The sequence below is a fragment of the Legionella cincinnatiensis genome, assembly GCF_900452415.1.
Taxonomy (GTDB): Bacteria; Pseudomonadota; Gammaproteobacteria; order Legionellales; family Legionellaceae; genus Legionella; species Legionella cincinnatiensis.
This window is the reverse complement of record NZ_UGNX01000001.1, coordinates 883,570-902,566: the sequence shown is the minus strand read 5'-3', so window position 1 is coordinate 902,566 and position 18,997 is coordinate 883,570. Positions and strand designations below refer to the sequence as shown.

Genomic DNA, 18,997 nt, shown 5'->3' with positions numbered 1-18,997 from the left:
TAAAGAGATCATCTTTATTCATTGCACTTTCCAAATGACGAACAAAACAATGACAAAATTATTTTGCTATGAATAGGAGTTAAATACAATGGTTGGGAATTAATAATAATTATGTAATAATTCACCCAAAAAATGACAACCAGTAGGTCATCATGAATTATTTAAAGTCAACTTTATACTTCCTCAGTTTTTCTTTCTTATCTGTTACTCAAGCAAGTGTGCAATCTTACTTTGATCAAATAAAAAACGATCCTAATTCTTTATCTGCATTTTTTAAAAGCATGCCCAAAGGTGGAGAGCTTCATTATCATTTAGCAGGAGGCGCATATCCTGAAATAATGTTAGAACTTGCATCTAAAGAAGATTATTGCCTGAGTACAGTGACATCAAAAGTGAGTAAAAACTCTACCGGTTGTAATGAAATGGATACTAAAAATTTACTCACACAACCAGACATTTATGCAAATACCATCAAAAGTTGGTCCATGAAAGATTTTGTTGCTGGAAAAGAATCAGGACACGATCATTTTTTTAATTCATTTGATAAATTCAATACCATAGTAGAAGATTATCAGCCCGAATTAGTGGCAGCTGTACTGGAAGTTGCAGCACAACAAAATGAGCAATATATGGAATTAATGCTTTTGCCTGATAATGCTCATTCACTGAGTTTTGGTGATTTACTTAAAAATACAACTACATTCAATGAAAAAAGAGCGCTTTTATTAGCAAATAAAGACTTTCAAAATAACATCAACCATACTGCCATGGAGGCAGAACATATCCTCCAAAAGGCACACCAGGAATTAGGATGTACAGCCTATCCAGAAAAGAAAGAATGTCAAATACAAGTAAAGTTTTTATATTACTCGCTTAGAGAACAGCCTCTCGATAATCTTTTTGCACAAACACTGAATGCTTTTGAGGCTGTAGCGCAATCCATGAAAAATAAAGGAGTCTTAGTTGGGGTTAACTTAGTACAACCTGAAGATGGAATTATTTCCTTACGAGATTATCATCAGCAAATGCAGATGTATCAGTACCTGCATCAAATTTACCCTCAAGTAAATATTGCGTTACATGCTGGCGAATTAACTCAAGAAATTGTTACCCCTAAAGATTTAGATTATCACATACATGATGCTCTGTTTACTGGCCAAGCCCAAAGAATTGGACATGGTGTAGCTATCGCCAATGAGAGTCATGTCGAAGACACCTTGGATTATATGGCAACTCAACATAAAGCAGTGGAAATTAATTTAATTAGCAATCTTAAAATATTAAACATTTCTGGTCGAGAACATCCTCTTAATTATTACTTAAAACACCATGTTCCTGTTGTTTTATCTACGGATGATGAAGGAATCTTAAGAACTAATTTAAGCCAACAATATGTAGAGGCCGTATTGCACCATGGTTTAGATTATAAAACCATAAAACAAATCAATAGAAATGCAATAACTTATGCATTTTTACCCGGAAAAAGCATCTGGACAGATGCCAATAAAGCTCAGCTTATTCAAGATTGCCAAGATTTAAACAGTCAAAGCTGCAAACAATTTATTAAAATAAGTGAAAAAGCTCAATTGCAATGGAACTTAGAACAAAAACTGAATAAATTTGAGCATAAGTTTTAACCTATATTTTTGCATAAGCTGGGCTCCACTGCCCTTCACACTTAAAGAATGGGTAGTTCGCGCCTTCGTGCAAGCGCATAGGCGTCTACTTGAGGAAAAATTGACGCCTATGCGCAAAAGGAGAAGGTCTGAAAAGGCAACAAACCTTCCTTAGAAACTTCATCTTCCAGCATAGATTTCAATAGACCCTCTGCTTTCGCAGAGGGTGACGCCCTGCTAAACATCCCCTTAAAAGTGAGAGTCAATTTTTCCTTAAGTAGACGCCTATGCGTGCAAGGGAGTCCCTATGGTGATAGAGGCACAATGCTCCTCTAAATATGGATTTCCGCTGGCGCGAAATGAGGAACCCCTTAAGTCAATAACGGTAGGCCTCTGGCTGAACGATTCTAAATAGCCAGTGGCTCCTCATTTTTAAATTTTGTAAATATCGCTCAAGGGCTTGCCCGAGGTATCAAAAATTGGAAGCTTAATCCCAGTATTTAAGGTAGGTGTCGCATAAAGTGCGACACCTACAGATGGGGAATGGATTATCGGTACATCTTAAATTTTGAATGGATCACGTAAAATAATTGTCGAATCACGCTCGGGTCCAGTTGATAGTATATCAATAGGAATATTCAGCAACGATTCTATTCGCTTTAGATAAGCAATTGCGTTATCAGGTAAGTCCTTCATATTCTTGATGTCAGCAGTAGATTCCTGCCAGCCTGGCATCTCCTCATAAACAGGCTCCAAATCTTCAAAATCAACAGCAGCTTGTGGAGGTCGTGAAATTAAATTACCTTTATTGTCTTTATAAGCGACAGCGATACGCAGTACATCTAAGCTATCTAAAACATCTAACTTGGTAATACATAGGCCTGTAATACTATTCAGTTCAATTGATCGCTTTAATAAAACAGCATCAAACCATCCACATCGTCGTGGTCTACCAGTAACCGCACCAAACTCTTGGCCGCGCTCAGCAATCCGCTTTCCTACCTCATTAAAAAGTTCCGTGGGAAAAGGCCCCCCTCCTACTCGAGTAGTGTACGCTTTCGTAATTCCCAACACATAATCAATATATTTCGGACCAAAGCCTGCACCGTTAATCACAGAACCCACACAGGTATTCGAAGAGGTTACAAAAGGATATGTGCCATGATCGATATCCAGATATACTCCTTGAGCTCCTTCAAATAGGATGTTATCCCCTCGTTCTCTATGTTCATGTAAGCAAGTCGAAACATCATAAATCATAGGACGTAATTCGTCAGCCCATTGTAAGGCGGCATCCAATAAAGGTTGAAGCGCTACAGCAGGTTGCTTGAAATACTGGGTCAAAATAAAATTATAATAGTCTAGAAGATCTTCCAATTTAGTGGCAAAGCGTTCTGGATGGAAGAGATCACTTACCTTTAATGCACGACGGGCTATTTTATCTTCATAAGCCGGGCCTATGCCTCTCCCAGTAGTACCAATAGCAGAATTTCCCATATGTGCTTCGCGTGCTTTATCCATAGCAACATGGCAAGGGAGAATTAGAGGGCATGCCTTGCTAATACGCAAGCGCGAGCGAACATCAATCCCCGTATTTTCCAGTTCTTTTATTTCGCTCAGTAACGCATCTGGTGAAAGCACCACTCCATTTGCAATATAACAAATTACATGGGGCCTTAACATGCCTGAAGGAATAAGGCGTAAAACAGTTTTAACCCCATTAATTTTTAAAGTATGACCGGCATTATGCCCGCCTTGGTAACGAACAACAACCTGCGCATCTTGCGTTAATAAATCGACAATTTTACCTTTGCCTTCATCGCCCCACTGTGTTCCTAAAACAACAACATTTTTACCCATGATCCACTCTTAATTTGCAAAATGCTCTCTATTGCTCTTAATTGAAAAAGTTCTGAACCCAATTTCAACAAAATTGGTCATTATAGTTATTTTTTAACAGGTACACCATCATTTTTTGGAGTAGCTTGCTTAAAATAATCAAAAAATGCGCTGCTTTGATCCAAAACCAAAATATCTTTTTTACTTTTAAAGCTCCCCTCATAAGCCAGAAGACTACGATATAAAGCAAAGAACTCCTTATTTTTGCTATATGCTTCTGCATAGATTGATGCAGCTTTCTCCTGCCCAATTGCTCTGACTTTTTGCGCCTCACTACGAGTTTTTGCTAATAACACCATAACATCGGCATCTGCTTTAGCTTGTATTTGTTCAGCAGCTGCCTGACCATCAGCACGGTGTCGGTTTGCAATTTCTTGCATGTCAGCGCGCATGCGTTGATAAATTTGGTTACTGGTACTTGCTGGCAACTCTATACCTTTAATACGTACATCGACAACATTAATACCCAATTCACCTGCTTGTTTTTGGGCTGCCTTACGGAGCAACTGCATCACATCATCACGCCCACCTGATACTACCTCAGGAATAGTACGTTTGCCAAATTGTGCCCGTAATAAAGTATTTAATTGTTGCTCCAACAAAGTTTCAGCTTTAAATTCGCTACCTCCAGTGGATTTGAAGTATTGTGCTAAATCAACAATTTGCCATTTAACATAATAGTCAACCATCACGTCTTTTTTTTCTCGAGTGACAATACGAGTTGATTTAATATCCTTTGTTTGTATTCGAGTATCAAAAATACGTACATTTTCAATAAACGGTACTTTAAAATGCAGCCCGGGATTCAATACCTTAACTTTATTAGTTGCCTCGTCATTAACCAAGCGCCCTAGACGCAAAAGAATACCTTGTTGTCCTTGAGTTACAGTAAATACTGTAGTAAGTAAAACCAGAAATATTAAAAAGACCAATATGCCAAGGGCTTTGCCAGTATTCTTCATTGTTAATCTCTCCCTTGTCGATAAACAGGTCTTGTGAATTCTCGTCCATCGACTAAAGTCTCCATTTCATTTGATTCATCAATTCCTGTTTTATTATTTTTTGCGGTCTCCAGAGGGCCCGACGATTTTGTAAATAATTTATCTAAAGGTAAATACAATAAATTACCTGATTTGCTATCAACAATAATCTTACTGGTTCTATTCAATACCTTTTCCATGGTTTCCAAATACATGCGTTCAGCCATCACATCAGGAGCCACATTGTATTGAGAAAGTAAGGCCAAAAACTCAGAAACCTCGCCTTGGGCATTCAAAACAACTTGTTTCGAATAGGCTTCTGCTTCTTGTTTAATACGACTTGCTTTACCCTCAGCAATCGGAACTACCTTAGCTACATAAGCATACGCTTGAGCTTTAAAACGCTTTTCATCCTCTTGAGCTTTAATAGCATCATCAAAGGCCTCTTGTACACTTTCAGGAGCTCGTGCGGGTTGGGGCGCCACATTAACGATAACAATACCTGTGTGATATAAATTTAGAGTTTTTACTAGGGTCTCTTGAACTTGACTTCCCCACACTTCACGTCCTTCAGTAATCATTTGATCCAAAGTAGTAGCTCCTACAACCTGTCTGAGAGCACTGGAAGTTGCTTGCTGCAAACTTTCTTCTGGATTAGCAACGTTAAATAAGTACTGTTCTAAATCACCAATGCGATATTGTACCGCTAAAGAGACAGCAACCAGATTTTCATCACTGGTAAGCATTTGGGCAGAATAGGAGTAATCCAAGACTCTATCCACATTCATTATAATTTTGGAGGAAATAATTCGTGGTATCCAATGTGGCCCTGATCCTACTGTTTCTACATATTTACCAAAGCGAAGAATAACCGCTTGTTCGGCAGGATCAACGATAAAAATACCAGACAGAGCCCAAAGAAGGAAAGCAATTAGAACAATCATCATGGCTACTAATCCACCATTTGATTTTTTAGAAGGCTCATTATTTGTTTTTACAGTACCACCAAAAAGAATCTTCTTCAGCTTCTCATGAATACGCTTAAGCGCTTCATCCAAATCTGGAGGTTGATTTTTACCCTTCCAAGGCTCTTTGCCTTTATCTGGCTCATTCCACCCCATGCACTTCTCTCCTGGCCAATTTTAAGAAAACTAGAATTCTATGGGGTATATGAAGTTTAAGCAAGCTTCCTACTGAGATTTTCCTCTGAGATCAATCTTCCAGACATGGATTGACATCATTTTAGTGACACGTAATAAAGTGACGTTACTTTAAGAAATTTAAACATCCGTACTCAACATCACTCGAAAGCCTAGATACACCAACAAACCACCAAATACGCGATTTAAGGAAGCTTGAAAATGAGTCAATAACTTTCGGATATGATGTGATTGCAAGAATAAAACCAAAAGAGGCCAATAAAGAGCTGATTCAGTCACAAACACTCCCGCAACTAAAGCTTTATCACTAAATGCTGCATTAATTGAAACAAACTGAGTAAACAAACTTAAGAGGAAAAAAGCTAACTTAGGATTTAATACATTGCATAAAGCACCTTCTGTATAAGCTCTTAAAACGGTAATATTTTTTATAGAAGAAAGCTCCGAAGGTTCTCTCTTCATTTTCTTAGAACTTAGGCTTTTAAATCCCAAATAAATTAAATAACAAGCTCCTGCATATTTTACCATTGTATAAATTACAATACTTTGGGTAATAATTAATGCCAAACCCAAAATGCAGTAAGTAGCATGAAAAAGACATCCTGAAACGATACCAAAAGCAGTAGCCAACGCTTGGCGTTTGGGATATAAGAGCGCATTTTTTGTAACCAATAAAAAATCTGGTCCCGGACTAATCATTCCAATAAAACAAATTAAGATTAATAGCAATAAACTAACGTTCATAATGGATACCCCAAACAACAAGCTCAATTATATATCATAATCTTAATTTAATCCGTAATTTTGGCACTACCATCTCCTTGCTCAAACTGTGACTCATTTAAAGCCTGACATTACAATGAAGCGTTCCGGTTGCATTCTCAATTTGTTCATGCATCTCCATTTTAGGTAAAGTTTTAAACATATCATCATAGATAATCTGTGTTCTAGTTCCTGGATGGCTACGTGCGTATTGCTTCACCATTTCCCAATTGCATTTTCCTTCAGCAATCATCCATCGCATAGTACTCCAAGGGTTTGTAATTCGTTGGTTCTGATAAGCCTCATTATAGCGTCGGACAAATTCAGCATAGAGTTTGAGAGGAGGTTCATCTCCTTTTAAGGGTACTGCAGCAACAGTTGATAACGCAGGCGATTCGGAGCTTCCTTCTTGACGACGACTGTACTTACGTGTAACCAAGCGCTCAATCACAAAGGCGGCCTCGCTAGGTCTACCAAATAACTGACGTAAAGTACTACCCCAGGAGTGATCTACATAAATTATTTTATGTAATGGACTATCTGCCAAATGACACCGATTCACAAAAGGGTCAACAAGTTCAGGTCGAGAATTCATATAACGGTCAATTTCTTTAAGCAAATCACTACGTTTATCCGCTAATAATTGACACATAGACTCTTTTCGTGGCGGTTCAGCACCACGACAAAGCAACATAGCCACACCTCGAATCAAGTCCTTATTATTTTTATCGTTTGCTAATAGTTTGCAAAGTGACTCAATCGCATTATCTGCTGTCATTTTATCTGCGGATAATCTATTATTTTCTGCTTCAAGATCGAGTTTTTCTACGGGAAACTCTAATAAAGCTTCAAGCGCTTTTATTTTACCTTGTCGTGCCGCCAATAATACTGGCGTATCTTTCATCGCCCCTAAAGGGTTCGTTAAATCCGCTCCAGCATTTGCTAAACTCCTTACTCCAAATGCGAAATCCAATGCTATAGCTTGATGTAATGGCTGAAACAAAACACGAGCATCTGTAATCCGTGTAGTTGCATTCACATCAGGATGACTCTTCAATATTTTTCTCAATAAATGGCGATTTTTTGTTTCTACAACCAAAGATAATAAAGTACGCCCCTCTTGATCACGCCGATTCACGTCAAAAACAACTGTATCAAAGAGATGAAGCGCTAACTGTAATTTTCCAAAAGCAAGCGCCTGATGGAGTGGTTCACCAATATTTTTATCTTTTACTCTACTTAGAACAAAATCAATAAACTGCGTTAAATCAGAAGATAACTCTTCATGAATACGCTTTCCTTCTTTTTCTTGATGCTGCTGAATTAAATAATTCAAGACAGTCACTTGTTCGCCATTTTCAATCCAAAATGGATGTCCTAAATAATTCGCATCTTCGCTAAGCTTTTGCTCAATAAACAGTTTAAATCCTTGCAATCCCGATTTTACAGCTGCATTGATTTCCGTTATAAATTCCATGATTACATCCTCTGTAAGTTACTTCCAGATTTATATTACACATTGAACAATAGAAGATCAAACTCTATACCTTTTATGTCGAGATCACGTTAATTTAACGTGAGTTATGGATAAGGATTTTATTAGAACCAGCGTCTACCTGACTCCGATCGGGCTGAGGAGATGCGTTAGCATCGTCTCGAAGCCTTGGTATGTTCGTGTTAAGGCTTCGAGACAGCGCTTTGCGCTTCCTCAGCCCGAACGTACTGAGGGGGAATAATCCGCTTTTTTATCCATAATTCATGTTAATTTAACGTGAGTTTCGGATAAAGGATCTATTTAGAACCAGTCTCCATTTCGGCCCGTTTGGGCTGAGGAGGCATTCATGCCGTCTTGAAGCCTGAACACAGATCTTGAAAATTCGTGCTAAGGCTTCGAGACATCGCTACGCGCTTCCTCAGCCCGAACGTACTGAGGGGGAATAATCCGCTTTTTTATCCATAACTCATGTTAATTTAACGTGAGTTTCGGATAAAGAATCTATTTAGAACCAGTCTCCATTTCGGCCCGTTTGGGCTGAGGAGGCATTCATGCCGTCTTGAAGCCTGAACACAGATCTTGAAAATTCGTGCTAAGGTTTCGAGACATCGCTACGCGCTTCCTCAGCCCGAACGTACTGAGGGGGAATAATCCGCTTTTTTATCCATAACTCACGTTAATTTAGTAAAAATTAGGTCCCAAATGCCATGCCCTAAACGCTCACCTCGATTCTCAAACTTTGTCAGTGGCCGTGATAAAGGTCTTGGAGAATATCCGCCATCGGTCTGGAGATTTCTTAAAGCTTGCTCCATGGATAAAACATGGAGCATATGCTCTGCATATTCTTGCCAGTCGGTAGCACAGTGAATAAATCCTCCAGGTCTAATTTTTTGTACAAGTAATTGAATAAATGCTGTCTGAATTAAACGTCTTTTATGGTGACGCTTTTTATGCCATGGGTCTGGAAAAAAAATCTGCACTCCCGCAAGTGAATTGTCGAGTAATTGAGTATGAAATACTTCTACAGCATCATTCGCTACAATACGCACATTAGATAATTGATGTTCATGTAAATCAGCAGCCAAACTCCCCACCCCCGCAAGATGTACTTCTATTCCGATATAGTTAAGTTCAGGATTATTCTTTGCCATCGCCAACAACGAAGCCCCCATTCCAAATCCTATTTCAACTATAGTATCCGCTGATCGTGTAAATTCGTTGTTCAAATCCCAAGGACTTCCACTTACAGTGAGCTCATAATTCTTTAACCAAAGCTCCAAACCTTGGCGTTGTCGATTACTTACTCGCCCAGCTCGTAACACATAACTTTTTATCTGACGCTGCATCTTCACACCCAATTTATCTAAAGCCAGGAATTATATGTTCTTACAAAAATCTTGCAACTAATGCATTTTTTTGATATAAAACCGCTCTTGTATTTCACATCCGGCTATTTGCCCAGAATTTTACAAAGATAAGCACATTAAAACCTATTTTGGAGTAACATAATGTCTAGAGTATGTCAGGTAACTGGCAAGCGACCCATGACTGGCCACAAAGTGTCGCACGCTAACAATAAAACTAAAAGACGCTTTCTGCCTAATATTCAAAACCATAGTTTTTGGGTTGAAGAAGAAAAACGATTTGTCACATTAAAACTTAGTACCAAAGGTATGCGTATTATAGACAAGTTAGGTATAAAAGCAGTTCTGGATAAACTCAGAGCTAAAGGCGAAAAAATATAATTTAGGGGGATAAGCCATGGCAGCTGTCACTATTAAAGTGAAAATGGAGTCCACAGCAGGAACTGGATACTACAAAACTACAACGAAGAATCCACGGAACCATCCTGAAAAGATGGAACTCATGATGTATGATCCAAAAGTACGTAAGCATGTGCTCTTCAAAGAGAAAAAAGTAAAATAAATATCTAAGCCCCGGTAAGGGGCTTTTTTATTAGTTCGAGTTTTATTCTAAATAACCCGGTGAAATACTGGATAATCCTCCCGAATCGTTTAAACTGATAATAAACAGCAATGAAAGAAAACAAAGAGGATTTGCATGAAACCATCATTGCAACTAAGTATTAGCCAGCATTTAACTCTAACTCCACAGCTACAACAAGCGATAAGAATTTTGCAATTATCAACTATTGATTTACAACAAGAAATTCAACTCGTTCTTGAATCAAATCCTTTGCTTGAAGCAACGCCAAATGAAGAAAAAGAAGAAATCCAAATCGATGAAATAAGACAACAAGAAAATGAGCAAAGTGACTTTCAATGGTCTGAATTATATCAAAGCTCAGATAAGCGCACCTCATTTGAAGAACATGACTATAATTTTGATAACCTACATTGTACAACCACTAACTTAAAAGATCATTTAAAATGGCAGCTTAACCTTTCTCCTATGAGTGATATAGATAGGGCTATAGCTACTGCCATTATCGATGCGCTTAACAGCGATGGATTCCTAAGTATGAGCATTGCTGAGCTACATGCTAGCCTTACCAGCGAAGAGCACCCCCTTGACTTAGATGAAATAGAAGCGGTACGTCATCGCCTTCAATTATTTGATCCTGTAGGATGTGCTTGCATCAATCTAGCGGAAACATTACTCATCCAGCTGGATCAACTTCATCAAGATACAGAACATTTAGCCTTGGCTAAAAAGATAATCACTAAAGACATTGAATTACTGGGTCAGCATAATTACCGACAACTGATGAAAAATCACCAGATTACTGAAAAAACAATTGACTCAGTATTAAAAATTATCCAAAAATTAAACCCTAAGCCGGGGAGTTTAATTCATGAAGACATTACTGAGTATATTATTCCCGATTTAACGGTTAAAAAGATCAACAACCAATGGAAAGTTCAATTAAATCAAAGTGTGCTTCCTCACTTAAGCATTAACAATCAATATGCATCACTTATTCAACGAGCAGACAATAGTGCAGACAATCAATTTCTAAAAAATAACCTGCAAGAAGCACGATGGTTTTTAAAAAGCATTCAAAGCCGACAAGAAACGCTACTCAAAGTAGCTACCTGCATTATGGAGTATCAGCAAGGATTCCTAGAATATGGAGAAGAAGCAATGAAACCATTAATTCTTAATGACGTTGCTTTAACTCTAGAAATGCATGAATCAACCATATCGCGTGTTACTACACAAAAATTCATTCATACTCCTCGAGGTGTCTTTGAACTTAAATATTTCTTCTCTAGCCATATTAGTACAAATGTTGGCGATGAATGCTCTTCTACGGCAATACGTGCCGTAATTAAAAAATTAATTGCCGCCGAGAATAGAAAAAAACCATTAAGTGACAGCAAAATTACCCAATTACTGGAAAAACAAGGGATTCAAGTAGCAAGACGAACTGTAGCAAAATATCGTGAAGCAATGGGAATTGCTCCATCTAATGAACGAAAAATAATTGATAACTAATGAGAGTTTAGTAAAATACGTAGCATTTATACGGGACCCAATTAATTTTAAATCAACATAATTCGATATAAAAAATAATATTGTTCTTATATCGAACACATTAATTATTAGAAATCATAGCTTTTTATGATTCTAAAACAACTAGGAGATTTTTATGCAAATTAACATCACAGGGCATCATATGGATGTTACTCCTGCTATCAGAGCATTTACCGAAGAAAAATTCGATAAACTAGAGCGTCACTTCGATCAAATCACGTCCATTAATGTAGTTTTTGGTGTAGAAAAATTAAGACAAATTGCTGAAGCAACTGTTTATGTAGCCAAAGGGGAGTTGCATGCAAGTTCAGAATCTGATGATTTATACACCGCAATTGATACATTGATTGATAAATTAGATCGGCAACTGATCAAACATAAAGAAAAAAACCGTAATCATCATGATTAAGGTATAACTTCTACATAACCAGCCAGCACAGCATATTTTGCTGAGTGTAAGACGCAAAATAGACGTTTAACTTGCAGTAATCAAGTAAAAGATAGTTATACAAAAGCCTCTGATGAGTAGCCGGGATAAGGAATGCCTTGTCCCGGTGCTCGCACAATCCTTCATTGAAACCGTGTTTTCATCCCCATCAGACTACACTTATTTTACACTTCATGGTACATTGTACGCGCTATGATAAAAACTACGATTAAAATAATTAATAAATTAGGCTTACATGCAAGGGCATCAGCAAAATTTGTCTCAACTGCTGCACGATTTCAAAGCCAGATTGATGTAACCTGTAATTCACAAACCGTTAATGGAAAAAGCATTATGGGTGTAATGATGCTCGCCGCAAATCAAGGAGCTGAAATCATTATGGAAATAAATGGCCCTGATGAAACCCAAATGAATGAAGCTTTAACTCACTTAATCAATAATTTTTTTGGTGAAGGCGAGTAGTAATCATTATTTAATCGACAAAACTACTCATGCATGCCACATTCATCGAGAAACTTGGGCTAAAAAGAGTAAAAGGCCTGTAATTTGTTCAAGCAATTTCATTTTCAACCTAACTTTTACCAAGTATATCTTTTGAACAAATACCTTCGCGGCAGAGCTATTTCTCCATGTTTCTTCTCTGCTTTCTTACTTTCTGCAAAACAATTAAGGTCATAATTAATCCAGAAATCGCGTAAATAGTAAATCCAATAAATAAAACTAATGAGGGATCAGCAGCAATAGCTACAAATAAAATGATCATGACTAATACATACAAAAAAGGAACTTTCCCCTTAAAATCTACTTCCTTAAAACTATAATAACGAATATTAGAAACCATTAATGTAGACGTAATTAACGATAAGAACGCAGTTAACACCGCAACGAAAATATTTTGCCACTCATGTTGATAGCATAACCATGCAAAAGAAGCCATTACTGCTGCAGAAGGTGGGCAAGGCAATCCTTGAAAATATCTTTTATCTGCTGTTTCGAGTTGGGTATTAAAACGAGCCAAACGTAAAGCTACAGCTGCTGTATAAACAAATGCAACAAGCCACCCCACTTTTCCTAAGTGATTTAAAATCAAATTATAGACTAAAAGTGAAGGAGCCACTCCAAATGTGACCATATCCGATAAACTATCGTATTGGGCACCAAATGCAGTCTGCGTGTGAGTTAAACGAGCAATTCTTCCATCTAATCCATCTGCAATCATGCCAATAAATATTGCAATGATTGATGCTTCAAATTGTCCTTTCATTGAGGCAACAAGAGAATAAAATGCAGCAAACAAACTTGCCGTTGTAAACAGATTGGGCAACAAATAAATACCAGAATGACTGTCTTTTTCCATTCTTAATAACCTTTAAAAACCCCTAAATAAAGTATCTTGACATAATAGGGATAAAAATTACTTTTGCAAATTATATTTAACACAAATTTATTTCAACAAAACGAATAAATTTCAATACAGCATGCACCATATGATGTTATACTTAGCACACTGTACTTAAATTGCATAGTGTTATGGTTGCCGCAGAAAATAAAACAATTATTATCGAAGGAATAACTGCTCAAGGGAAAACATTCAGACCTAGTGACTGGGCTGAACGAATGAGTGGTTCATTAGCAAGTTTCAAAAATAGCCGTATTCGCTATTCTCCTTTATTGCGCCCAAGCGTCAATAGTGAAGGCTATCAATGCGTTTTGCTTGACCCTAAGCTTAAAGAATCAAGTCCCTTGTTATACCAATCAATCTTAGATTTTGCTAAAGCAAACAACCTCAGGATATGTGGAGAAGACTAAAGGATATGATGAAGTACCAGCCAGGACTTATTTTTAAAGTGTCCAACTCACAAAATTATTCACCACGTAATTCAGAGCAGCAATTGTATTATCAAAATTCATCGCTAAAATTCCTGCACAGATAAATGCTAAACCTTTTGGCCCATGTCCCGTCCCCGGATGGCTTGAATGCGCCACTAAAACGGAACCGCGGACGAACCATAAGATGCCTATAGTTTGAATGAGTAATCCCATTGAACTAAATATATTTGAGGGATTGTACGAGCTATAAGTTAATATATTCCCTACCCCAAAGGCCGTATTAGCCATTACGTCCAAAGCAGACGGCAAATAAAGCAAAAGTGCTCCAAATATTAAATACATCATTGGACCATACATCTTTTCCTGAGAAGACGACTGAGCCCTGTAATCAGCTATTTTTCTGAGCTTGGCAATAGCGGTCATAAAAAATAAAATACCTAGAATATAAGCCCCCCCGGTAATAATATGCTGTACCGGATATAAAGAACGGCTTAAATTGCCTATCATTGTAACAAGATCTGGTGTGTTCATAATTTAATTATATGCCGTTAAAACTTATAATGCATAATTTTTGCTTATATTAACTTCATTTCAAGGTTATAATCTCAAGTTTTATAATAAAGTTTATACTCATTATGCAAATAAATACATTTCCCATCACTTTAGTAGAATCTTTTATGATCTCACCTAAAGTAAAACACTTTGTTTTTAATTGTCAGATTTTTCCATATTTTAACTATTCTCCTGGTCAATTTATTACCATTCATTTTGAACATGGAGGTAAAACACTAAAGCGTAGTTATAGTATAGCCAATATCCCAAAACGCGATAATAAAATTGAGATCGCTGCAGGCTATTTTGAAAATGGACCAGGTACTGAATTGCTGTATCATTTAAAACCTGGTGATACAATACAGGTCAGTGGCCCTTATGGCCGGTTAACGCTTAAAGAAGGCCACTTTGGGCGTTTTATCTTGGTAGCTACGAGTACAGGGGTTACTCCATACCGATCAATGCTCCAAGATCTTGGAAATCTTATGGATCAATATCCTGAACTACAAGTGGTTATTCTCCAGGGGGTACAACGACGCGAAGAGATTCTCTATGCTAATGAATTTCGAGATTTTGTGCAAAAATATCCTCAAGCCACATTCAGACCTTACTTAAGTCGTCAACCCAAGCATGAATTAATTGAAAATGAATTCAGTGGCTATGTACAACATGCTTTTCCGTCACTAAACCTTAATCCCGAAAAAGATATTATTTATTTATGTGGAAATCCAGGTATGATTGACGAGGCTTTTAATTCTTTAAAAGATCAAGGCTTTGTTATGCAACAAATTATTCGTGAAAAATATATATCTAGATAATGATCAGGAGCAATTATGAGTTATGAAGAATTATCCAGTACTATGGAACAAATACTTCAGGCAGGTAAAGGAATTTTAGCTGCCGATGAAAGTAATGCAACTATAGGGAAGCGCTTTTCCTCAATAGGAATTGAAAATACTGAAGAAAATCGCAGAAATTATAGGTTATTACTCGCCACAACACCTGACTTAGAAAACTATATCAATGGTGTTATTTTGTTTGAAGAAACCTTTAGCCAGACTGATGAGCATGGAACCCCTATTGTTAAATTATTTGCAGATAAAGGCATCGTTCCTGGAATTAAAGTAGACAAAGGGTTAGTTGATTTAGCCAATACTGAACAGGAAAAAGTAACACAAGGCTTAGATGGTTTAGCAGAACGCTTACAGCATTTTAAAAAATTAGGCGCAAAATTTGCTAAATGGCGTAATGTTTATTCTATTTCAGAATATACACCCAGTTTGACTGCAGTAAAAACAGGCGCAGAGAATTTGGCGCGTTATGCAGCAGCCTGTCAAGAAGCAGGTATAGTTCCTATTGTTGAGCCTGAAGTGCTTATGGATGGAAATCACAGCATAGAGCACTGCGCTGAAGTATGCGAAATCGTGCTCCATGAGTTATTTCATGCCTTGTTTATCCATCAGGTTGAACTAGAACATATCATCTTAAAACCAAGCATGGTAACCTGCGGTAAGGAAAATCAACCCTTTAGTGAACCCGATGAAGTTGCCGATTACACGATTGGTGTATTTCGTAATAATGTTCCTGCTGCGGTACCCACAATTAATTTCCTATCTGGCGGTCAAACACCTCAGCAAGCTACAGCGAATTTAAATGCAATCAACAGCATTGACCATCAACCGTGGTTACTGAGTTTTTCCTTTGGCAGAGCATTACAAGAGAATTGCTTATCTGCCTGGGGTGGAAAAGATGCCAATATTGCTACAGCACAAGAAGCTTTACTTAATCGCGCCCGTTTGAACAGCTTAGCTTGTATGGGTGAATATAATAACGGAATGGAATAGTCTTCTATTCCACTCTTTTGGGGCATTCGTTCTGGTAATGACAACTTCACGCTGTAACAGTTGTCATTCCGAACGAAGTAAATCCAGCTCAACCCCTCAATGTGACGGCGTTCTGAATTGCTTCGCCCAGGCTCGCAAAGACAAAATAAACATACCTGAATCTTTTACTTCATCTTTTTGGTAGAATATTTTTGCCTTTATTTTGATCAATTCAGAAATGAATCAAGCTGTGGCTACCATATCGTGGCCGCAACATGTTGGCGACTTGATTTGCCCGCAACCATTAGGGCACTTTGCAACTTGAACCTTACCATCATCAGTTTTTACAGTATCCCCCACTAATAATGTATTGCATTTACTGCAGGTAATATTTTTTACCGCCATACCACATTTATGACATTTGTATTCCATGACAATACCTCCTTATATTTAATTTTATTTGTTCAATATAGGCATAAAAATAGAACTTGTAAAATTTCTAGAACGAAAAACCTGATCCCAAGGATAAGGTTATAGCTTTTAGAACAGCATTAGCATCAGCTTTTAAGTTCTAACTTTCAATATTAACGAACATATGCAACATTTTCATACTTTGTCGTAAAACTTGAGAGCGCCATATTACTCATGGATTAGAGCACTAGCCTACGCAATCTCAATGCGTTAATAATCACTGAAACAGAACTTAAAGCCATTGCTGTTGCTGCAACAATAGGATTTAAGAGTAATCCTGTCAGTGGATAAAGCACTCCTGCAGCCAAAGGAATACCTAATCCATTATAGATAAAAGCAAAAAAAAGATTCTGGCGGATGTTTTCCATAGTAGCTTGGGACAGATGATGCGCTTTCACGATGCCATTTAAATCACCATGCAATAATGTGATGCCAGCACTTTCAATCGCAACATCAGTACCTGTTCCCATGGCAATACCAATATCAGCAACCACCAAAGCTGGAGCATCATTCACCCCATCTCCAGCCATTGCCACAATGAAACCTTTTTCTTTTAATTCACGTACAATTCGACATTTGTCCTCGGGCATAACCTCTGCAACAACATTTTTAATTCCTAAATTCTTGGCTACTGATTCGGCGGTTGCCTGACTATCTCCAGTAAGCATAAAAAGATCAATATTATTTTTTTGTAACGCACGTATTGCCTCTGGTGTACTTGGTTTAATCGGATCCTCTACTGCGAAAAGAGCAACCACACGAGCTTCTATAGCAAGAAACATCACTGAGACCCCTTGGGAACGTAGCTCATCCGCCTGATGAATTAGTGAATCATCCTCCATACGATATTCTTGCATCAATCGAATATTTCCAAGAGCAATTTGCAAATCATTTACATGACCACGAACGCCTCTTCCTGGTAAGGCTTCAAAATGAGTTACAGCGGCAAAAGATAATTGTTTTTCTTTGGCAGCACTAATAATGGCATGGGCTAGAGGATGCTCACTACGAAGCTCAAGAGCTGCCGCTAAAGCCAATAGTTCATCTGCTTCAAACTCTTTATTGGTGATAATTTGTGTTAATTTCGGTTGTCCTAAAGTTAATGTCCCTGTTTTATCCACAACGAGCACATTAATCTTTTCCATCTGTTCAAGTGCCAGAGCATTCTTCACTAAAACTCCATTTTGAGCCCCTTTACCCACCCCCACCATAATGGACATTGGTGTTGCTAATCCTAATGCGCAAGGACAAGCAATAATTAATACTGAGACCGCGGCGAGCAAACCATAACTAAATGCTGGCTGAGGACCTATGAAAAACCAAATAAAAAAAGCGGCTAATGCAATTAAAATGACTCCTGGCACAAACCAACCAGAAACCGTGTCGGCTAATCTTTGAATAGGCGCTCTACTTCGTTGCGCTTCACTAACCATTTGTACAATATGTGCAAGCATTGTATCACTACCAATGTGTTCTGCCTTCATTACAAAACTACCATTCTGATTTATTGTAGCACCAATCACCTTAGCTCCCACATTTTTACTTACAGGCATCGCCTCCCCAGTAACCATAGACTCATCAACATTACTATGTCCTTCAACTACCTCCCCATCTACAGGAATTTTTTCACCAGGTCGAACGCGTAGTTTGTCTCCAACCAGAACTTGATCGAGTGTTATTTCTTCCTCATTCCCTTTATGATCAATTCGGCGAGCACTTTCTGGCGCTAAATTTAATAAAGATCGAATCGCACCTCCAGTTTGCTCTCGTGCCTTTAACTCCAATACTTGTCCAAGTAGAACAAGCGTTGTTATAACTGCCGCTGCCTCAAAATAAACATTGATTAACCCTTTATTGCGGAATGCAACGGGAAATACTCCTGGAAACATCAAAACAATGGTACTGTAAATCCAAGCAACACCTATACCCATAGCAATTAGAGTAAACATATTTAACTGGCGTGTTTTAAGTGATTGGAGCGCTCGCTCGAAAAAGGGTAACCCACACCCAAAAACCACAGGAGTTGCGAATATAAATTGAATCCATGCCGATTGATTTGCAGAGATAACCTCAGAAAATATATGCCCACTCATTTCCAATACAAATACAGGGAAGCTCAATACCAATGCAAGCCAAAATCGATATTTCATATCTTTGTATTCAGGATTTTCTCCTTCTACAGACACCGTTTCTGGCTCTAGTGCCATACCACAAAGAGGGCAAACTCCTGGGCCTGATTGACGAATTTCAGGATGCATAGGGCAGGTAAACATGCCCGTTGTTATTTTATTTTCAGTTGAAGTTTGCTGAGATCTAGGATGATGACATGATTGATGCTCATTTGCCGATTCATTCTTTTTTAGGTGGCGATGCTCCTGATCATTAGGTCTATTTTTCATCGATCATATCCCTATTTTGCCCATTATATAAAAGAATTATAGCCTCATAATGGTAGTCTGGATG

19 protein-coding genes are annotated in these 18,997 nt (G+C 37.9%); 9 read left to right on the top strand and 10 right to left on the bottom strand.

Annotated features, from left to right (window positions below; genetic code table 11):
• Positions 1–152 precede the first annotated feature (152 nt).
• Positions 153–1,637: an adenosine deaminase family protein gene (locus DYH34_RS04045; protein WP_058465938.1), complete on the top strand. Its 1,485-nt coding sequence runs from the start codon at positions 153–155 to the stop codon at positions 1,635–1,637.
• 540 nt (positions 1,638–2,177) lie between these two features.
• Here DYH34_RS04045 and DYH34_RS04040 read toward each other — a convergent pair.
• The 6 genes from DYH34_RS04040 to trmB form a co-directional block, all read right to left on the bottom strand.
• Complete coding sequence (locus tag DYH34_RS04040) at positions 2,178–3,476, bottom strand: adenylosuccinate synthase (protein ID WP_058465937.1); 1,299 nt, start codon at positions 3,474–3,476, stop codon at positions 2,178–2,180.
• 86 nt (positions 3,477–3,562) lie between these two features.
• On the bottom strand, positions 3,563–4,477 hold the full coding sequence (gene hflC, locus DYH34_RS04035; protein ID WP_058465936.1) for a protease modulator HflC: 915 nt from the start codon (positions 4,475–4,477) through the stop codon (positions 3,563–3,565).
• Between the two features lie 2 nt (positions 4,478–4,479).
• Positions 4,480–5,616: an FtsH protease activity modulator HflK gene (gene hflK / locus DYH34_RS04030; protein ID WP_058465935.1), complete on the bottom strand. Its 1,137-nt coding sequence runs from the start codon at positions 5,614–5,616 to the stop codon at positions 4,480–4,482.
• 159 nt (positions 5,617–5,775) lie between these two features.
• Positions 5,776–6,399, bottom strand: a complete 624-nt coding sequence (locus tag DYH34_RS04025) for a LysE family translocator (RefSeq protein WP_058465934.1) — start codon at positions 6,397–6,399, stop codon at positions 5,776–5,778.
• 97 nt (positions 6,400–6,496) lie between these two features.
• A complete protein-coding gene (gene ankC / locus DYH34_RS04020) occupies positions 6,497–7,894 on the bottom strand; it encodes a Dot/Icm T4SS effector AnkC/LegA12 (protein WP_058465933.1) in 1,398 nt (465 codons plus the stop codon).
• A 689-nt stretch (positions 7,895–8,583) separates the two neighbouring features.
• Positions 8,584–9,258, bottom strand: coding sequence for a tRNA (guanosine(46)-N7)-methyltransferase TrmB (trmB, locus tag DYH34_RS04015; RefSeq protein WP_058465932.1), 675 nt, complete (start codon positions 9,256–9,258; stop codon positions 8,584–8,586).
• A gap of 162 nt (positions 9,259–9,420) precedes the next feature.
• Here trmB and rpmB point away from each other — a divergent pair, with 162 nt between their 5' ends.
• From rpmB to DYH34_RS03990, 5 genes are all read left to right on the top strand, one after another.
• Positions 9,421–9,657: a 50S ribosomal protein L28 gene (rpmB, locus tag DYH34_RS04010; RefSeq protein ID WP_003635329.1), complete on the top strand. Its 237-nt coding sequence runs from the start codon at positions 9,421–9,423 to the stop codon at positions 9,655–9,657.
• Between the two features lie 16 nt (positions 9,658–9,673).
• A complete protein-coding gene (rpmG, locus tag DYH34_RS04005; protein WP_003635328.1) occupies positions 9,674–9,838 on the top strand; it encodes a 50S ribosomal protein L33 in 165 nt (54 codons plus the stop codon).
• A gap of 135 nt (positions 9,839–9,973) precedes the next feature.
• Positions 9,974–11,371 (top strand): RNA polymerase factor sigma-54, encoded by a 1,398-nt coding sequence (locus DYH34_RS04000; RefSeq protein ID WP_058465931.1) that lies wholly within the window; start codon positions 9,974–9,976, stop codon positions 11,369–11,371.
• A 154-nt stretch (positions 11,372–11,525) separates the two neighbouring features.
• The gene (hpf, locus tag DYH34_RS03995) at positions 11,526–11,819 is read left to right on the top strand and encodes a ribosome hibernation-promoting factor, HPF/YfiA family (RefSeq protein ID WP_058465930.1); all 294 of its coding nucleotides are present in this window, start codon (positions 11,526–11,528) and stop codon (positions 11,817–11,819) included.
• Positions 11,820–12,050: 231 nt separating this feature from the next.
• A complete protein-coding gene (locus DYH34_RS03990) occupies positions 12,051–12,320 on the top strand; it encodes an HPr family phosphocarrier protein (protein WP_058465929.1) in 270 nt (89 codons plus the stop codon).
• Positions 12,321–12,477: 157 nt separating this feature from the next.
• Here the strand turns inward: DYH34_RS03990 and pssA are convergent, their stop codons facing one another.
• Complete coding sequence (gene pssA / locus DYH34_RS03985; protein ID WP_058465928.1) at positions 12,478–13,215, bottom strand: CDP-diacylglycerol--serine O-phosphatidyltransferase; 738 nt, start codon at positions 13,213–13,215, stop codon at positions 12,478–12,480.
• A 173-nt stretch (positions 13,216–13,388) separates the two neighbouring features.
• Between pssA and DYH34_RS03980 the strand changes: the two genes are divergently transcribed.
• Complete coding sequence (locus tag DYH34_RS03980; RefSeq protein WP_058465927.1) at positions 13,389–13,667, top strand: DUF3579 domain-containing protein; 279 nt, start codon at positions 13,389–13,391, stop codon at positions 13,665–13,667.
• Positions 13,668–13,700: 33 nt separating this feature from the next.
• Here DYH34_RS03980 and DYH34_RS03975 read toward each other — a convergent pair whose 3' ends face one another.
• Positions 13,701–14,219 (bottom strand): hypothetical protein, encoded by a 519-nt coding sequence (locus tag DYH34_RS03975; protein WP_058465926.1) that lies wholly within the window; start codon positions 14,217–14,219, stop codon positions 13,701–13,703.
• A 104-nt stretch (positions 14,220–14,323) separates the two neighbouring features.
• Here DYH34_RS03975 and DYH34_RS03970 point away from each other — a divergent pair, with 104 nt between their 5' ends.
• Positions 14,324–15,058, top strand: a complete 735-nt coding sequence (locus DYH34_RS03970) for a ferredoxin--NADP reductase (protein WP_058465925.1) — start codon at positions 14,324–14,326, stop codon at positions 15,056–15,058.
• Between the two features lie 15 nt (positions 15,059–15,073).
• Positions 15,074–16,084 (top strand): class I fructose-bisphosphate aldolase, encoded by a 1,011-nt coding sequence (locus DYH34_RS03965; protein ID WP_058465924.1) that lies wholly within the window; start codon positions 15,074–15,076, stop codon positions 16,082–16,084.
• 222 nt (positions 16,085–16,306) lie between these two features.
• Here DYH34_RS03965 and DYH34_RS03960 read toward each other — a convergent pair whose 3' ends face one another.
• Together DYH34_RS03960 and copA are read right to left on the bottom strand one after the other, a co-directional pair.
• A complete protein-coding gene (locus DYH34_RS03960) occupies positions 16,307–16,495 on the bottom strand; it encodes a hypothetical protein (protein WP_058465923.1) in 189 nt (62 codons plus the stop codon).
• Between the two features lie 218 nt (positions 16,496–16,713).
• Positions 16,714–18,933, bottom strand: a complete 2,220-nt coding sequence (gene copA / locus DYH34_RS03955) for a copper-transporting P-type ATPase (RefSeq protein ID WP_058465922.1) — start codon at positions 18,931–18,933, stop codon at positions 16,714–16,716.
• Positions 18,934–18,997 lie beyond the last annotated feature (64 nt).

Bases quoted from the DNA above. Each gene is read 5' to 3' on its own strand.
- DYH34_RS04045 (WP_058465938.1), top strand. From the start codon at position 153: ATGAATTATTTAAAGTCAACTTTATACTTCCTCAGTTTTTCTTTCTTA.
- DYH34_RS04040 (WP_058465937.1), bottom strand. From the start codon at position 3,476: ATGGGTAAAAATGTTGTTGTTTTAGGAACACAGTGGGGCGATGAAGGC.
- hflC (WP_058465936.1), bottom strand. From the start codon at position 4,477: ATGAAGAATACTGGCAAAGCCCTTGGCATATTGGTCTTTTTAATATTT.
- hflK (WP_058465935.1), bottom strand. From the start codon at position 5,616: ATGGGGTGGAATGAGCCAGATAAAGGCAAAGAGCCTTGGAAGGGTAAA.
- DYH34_RS04025 (WP_058465934.1), bottom strand. From the start codon at position 6,399: ATGAACGTTAGTTTATTGCTATTAATCTTAATTTGTTTTATTGGAATG.
- ankC (WP_058465933.1), bottom strand. From the start codon at position 7,894: ATGGAATTTATAACGGAAATCAATGCAGCTGTAAAATCGGGATTGCAA.
- trmB (WP_058465932.1), bottom strand. From the start codon at position 9,258: ATGCAGCGTCAGATAAAAAGTTATGTGTTACGAGCTGGGCGAGTAAGT.
- rpmB (WP_003635329.1), top strand. From the start codon at position 9,421: ATGTCTAGAGTATGTCAGGTAACTGGCAAGCGACCCATGACTGGCCAC.
- rpmG (WP_003635328.1), top strand. From the start codon at position 9,674: ATGGCAGCTGTCACTATTAAAGTGAAAATGGAGTCCACAGCAGGAACT.
- DYH34_RS04000 (WP_058465931.1), top strand. From the start codon at position 9,974: ATGAAACCATCATTGCAACTAAGTATTAGCCAGCATTTAACTCTAACT.
- hpf (WP_058465930.1), top strand. From the start codon at position 11,526: ATGCAAATTAACATCACAGGGCATCATATGGATGTTACTCCTGCTATC.
- DYH34_RS03990 (WP_058465929.1), top strand. From the start codon at position 12,051: ATGATAAAAACTACGATTAAAATAATTAATAAATTAGGCTTACATGCA.
- pssA (WP_058465928.1), bottom strand. From the start codon at position 13,215: ATGGAAAAAGACAGTCATTCTGGTATTTATTTGTTGCCCAATCTGTTT.
- DYH34_RS03980 (WP_058465927.1), top strand. From the start codon at position 13,389: ATGGTTGCCGCAGAAAATAAAACAATTATTATCGAAGGAATAACTGCT.
- DYH34_RS03975 (WP_058465926.1), bottom strand. From the start codon at position 14,219: ATGAACACACCAGATCTTGTTACAATGATAGGCAATTTAAGCCGTTCT.
- DYH34_RS03970 (WP_058465925.1), top strand. From the start codon at position 14,324: ATGCAAATAAATACATTTCCCATCACTTTAGTAGAATCTTTTATGATC.
- DYH34_RS03965 (WP_058465924.1), top strand. From the start codon at position 15,074: ATGAGTTATGAAGAATTATCCAGTACTATGGAACAAATACTTCAGGCA.
- DYH34_RS03960 (WP_058465923.1), bottom strand. From the start codon at position 16,495: ATGGAATACAAATGTCATAAATGTGGTATGGCGGTAAAAAATATTACC.
- copA (WP_058465922.1), bottom strand. From the start codon at position 18,933: ATGAAAAATAGACCTAATGATCAGGAGCATCGCCACCTAAAAAAGAAT.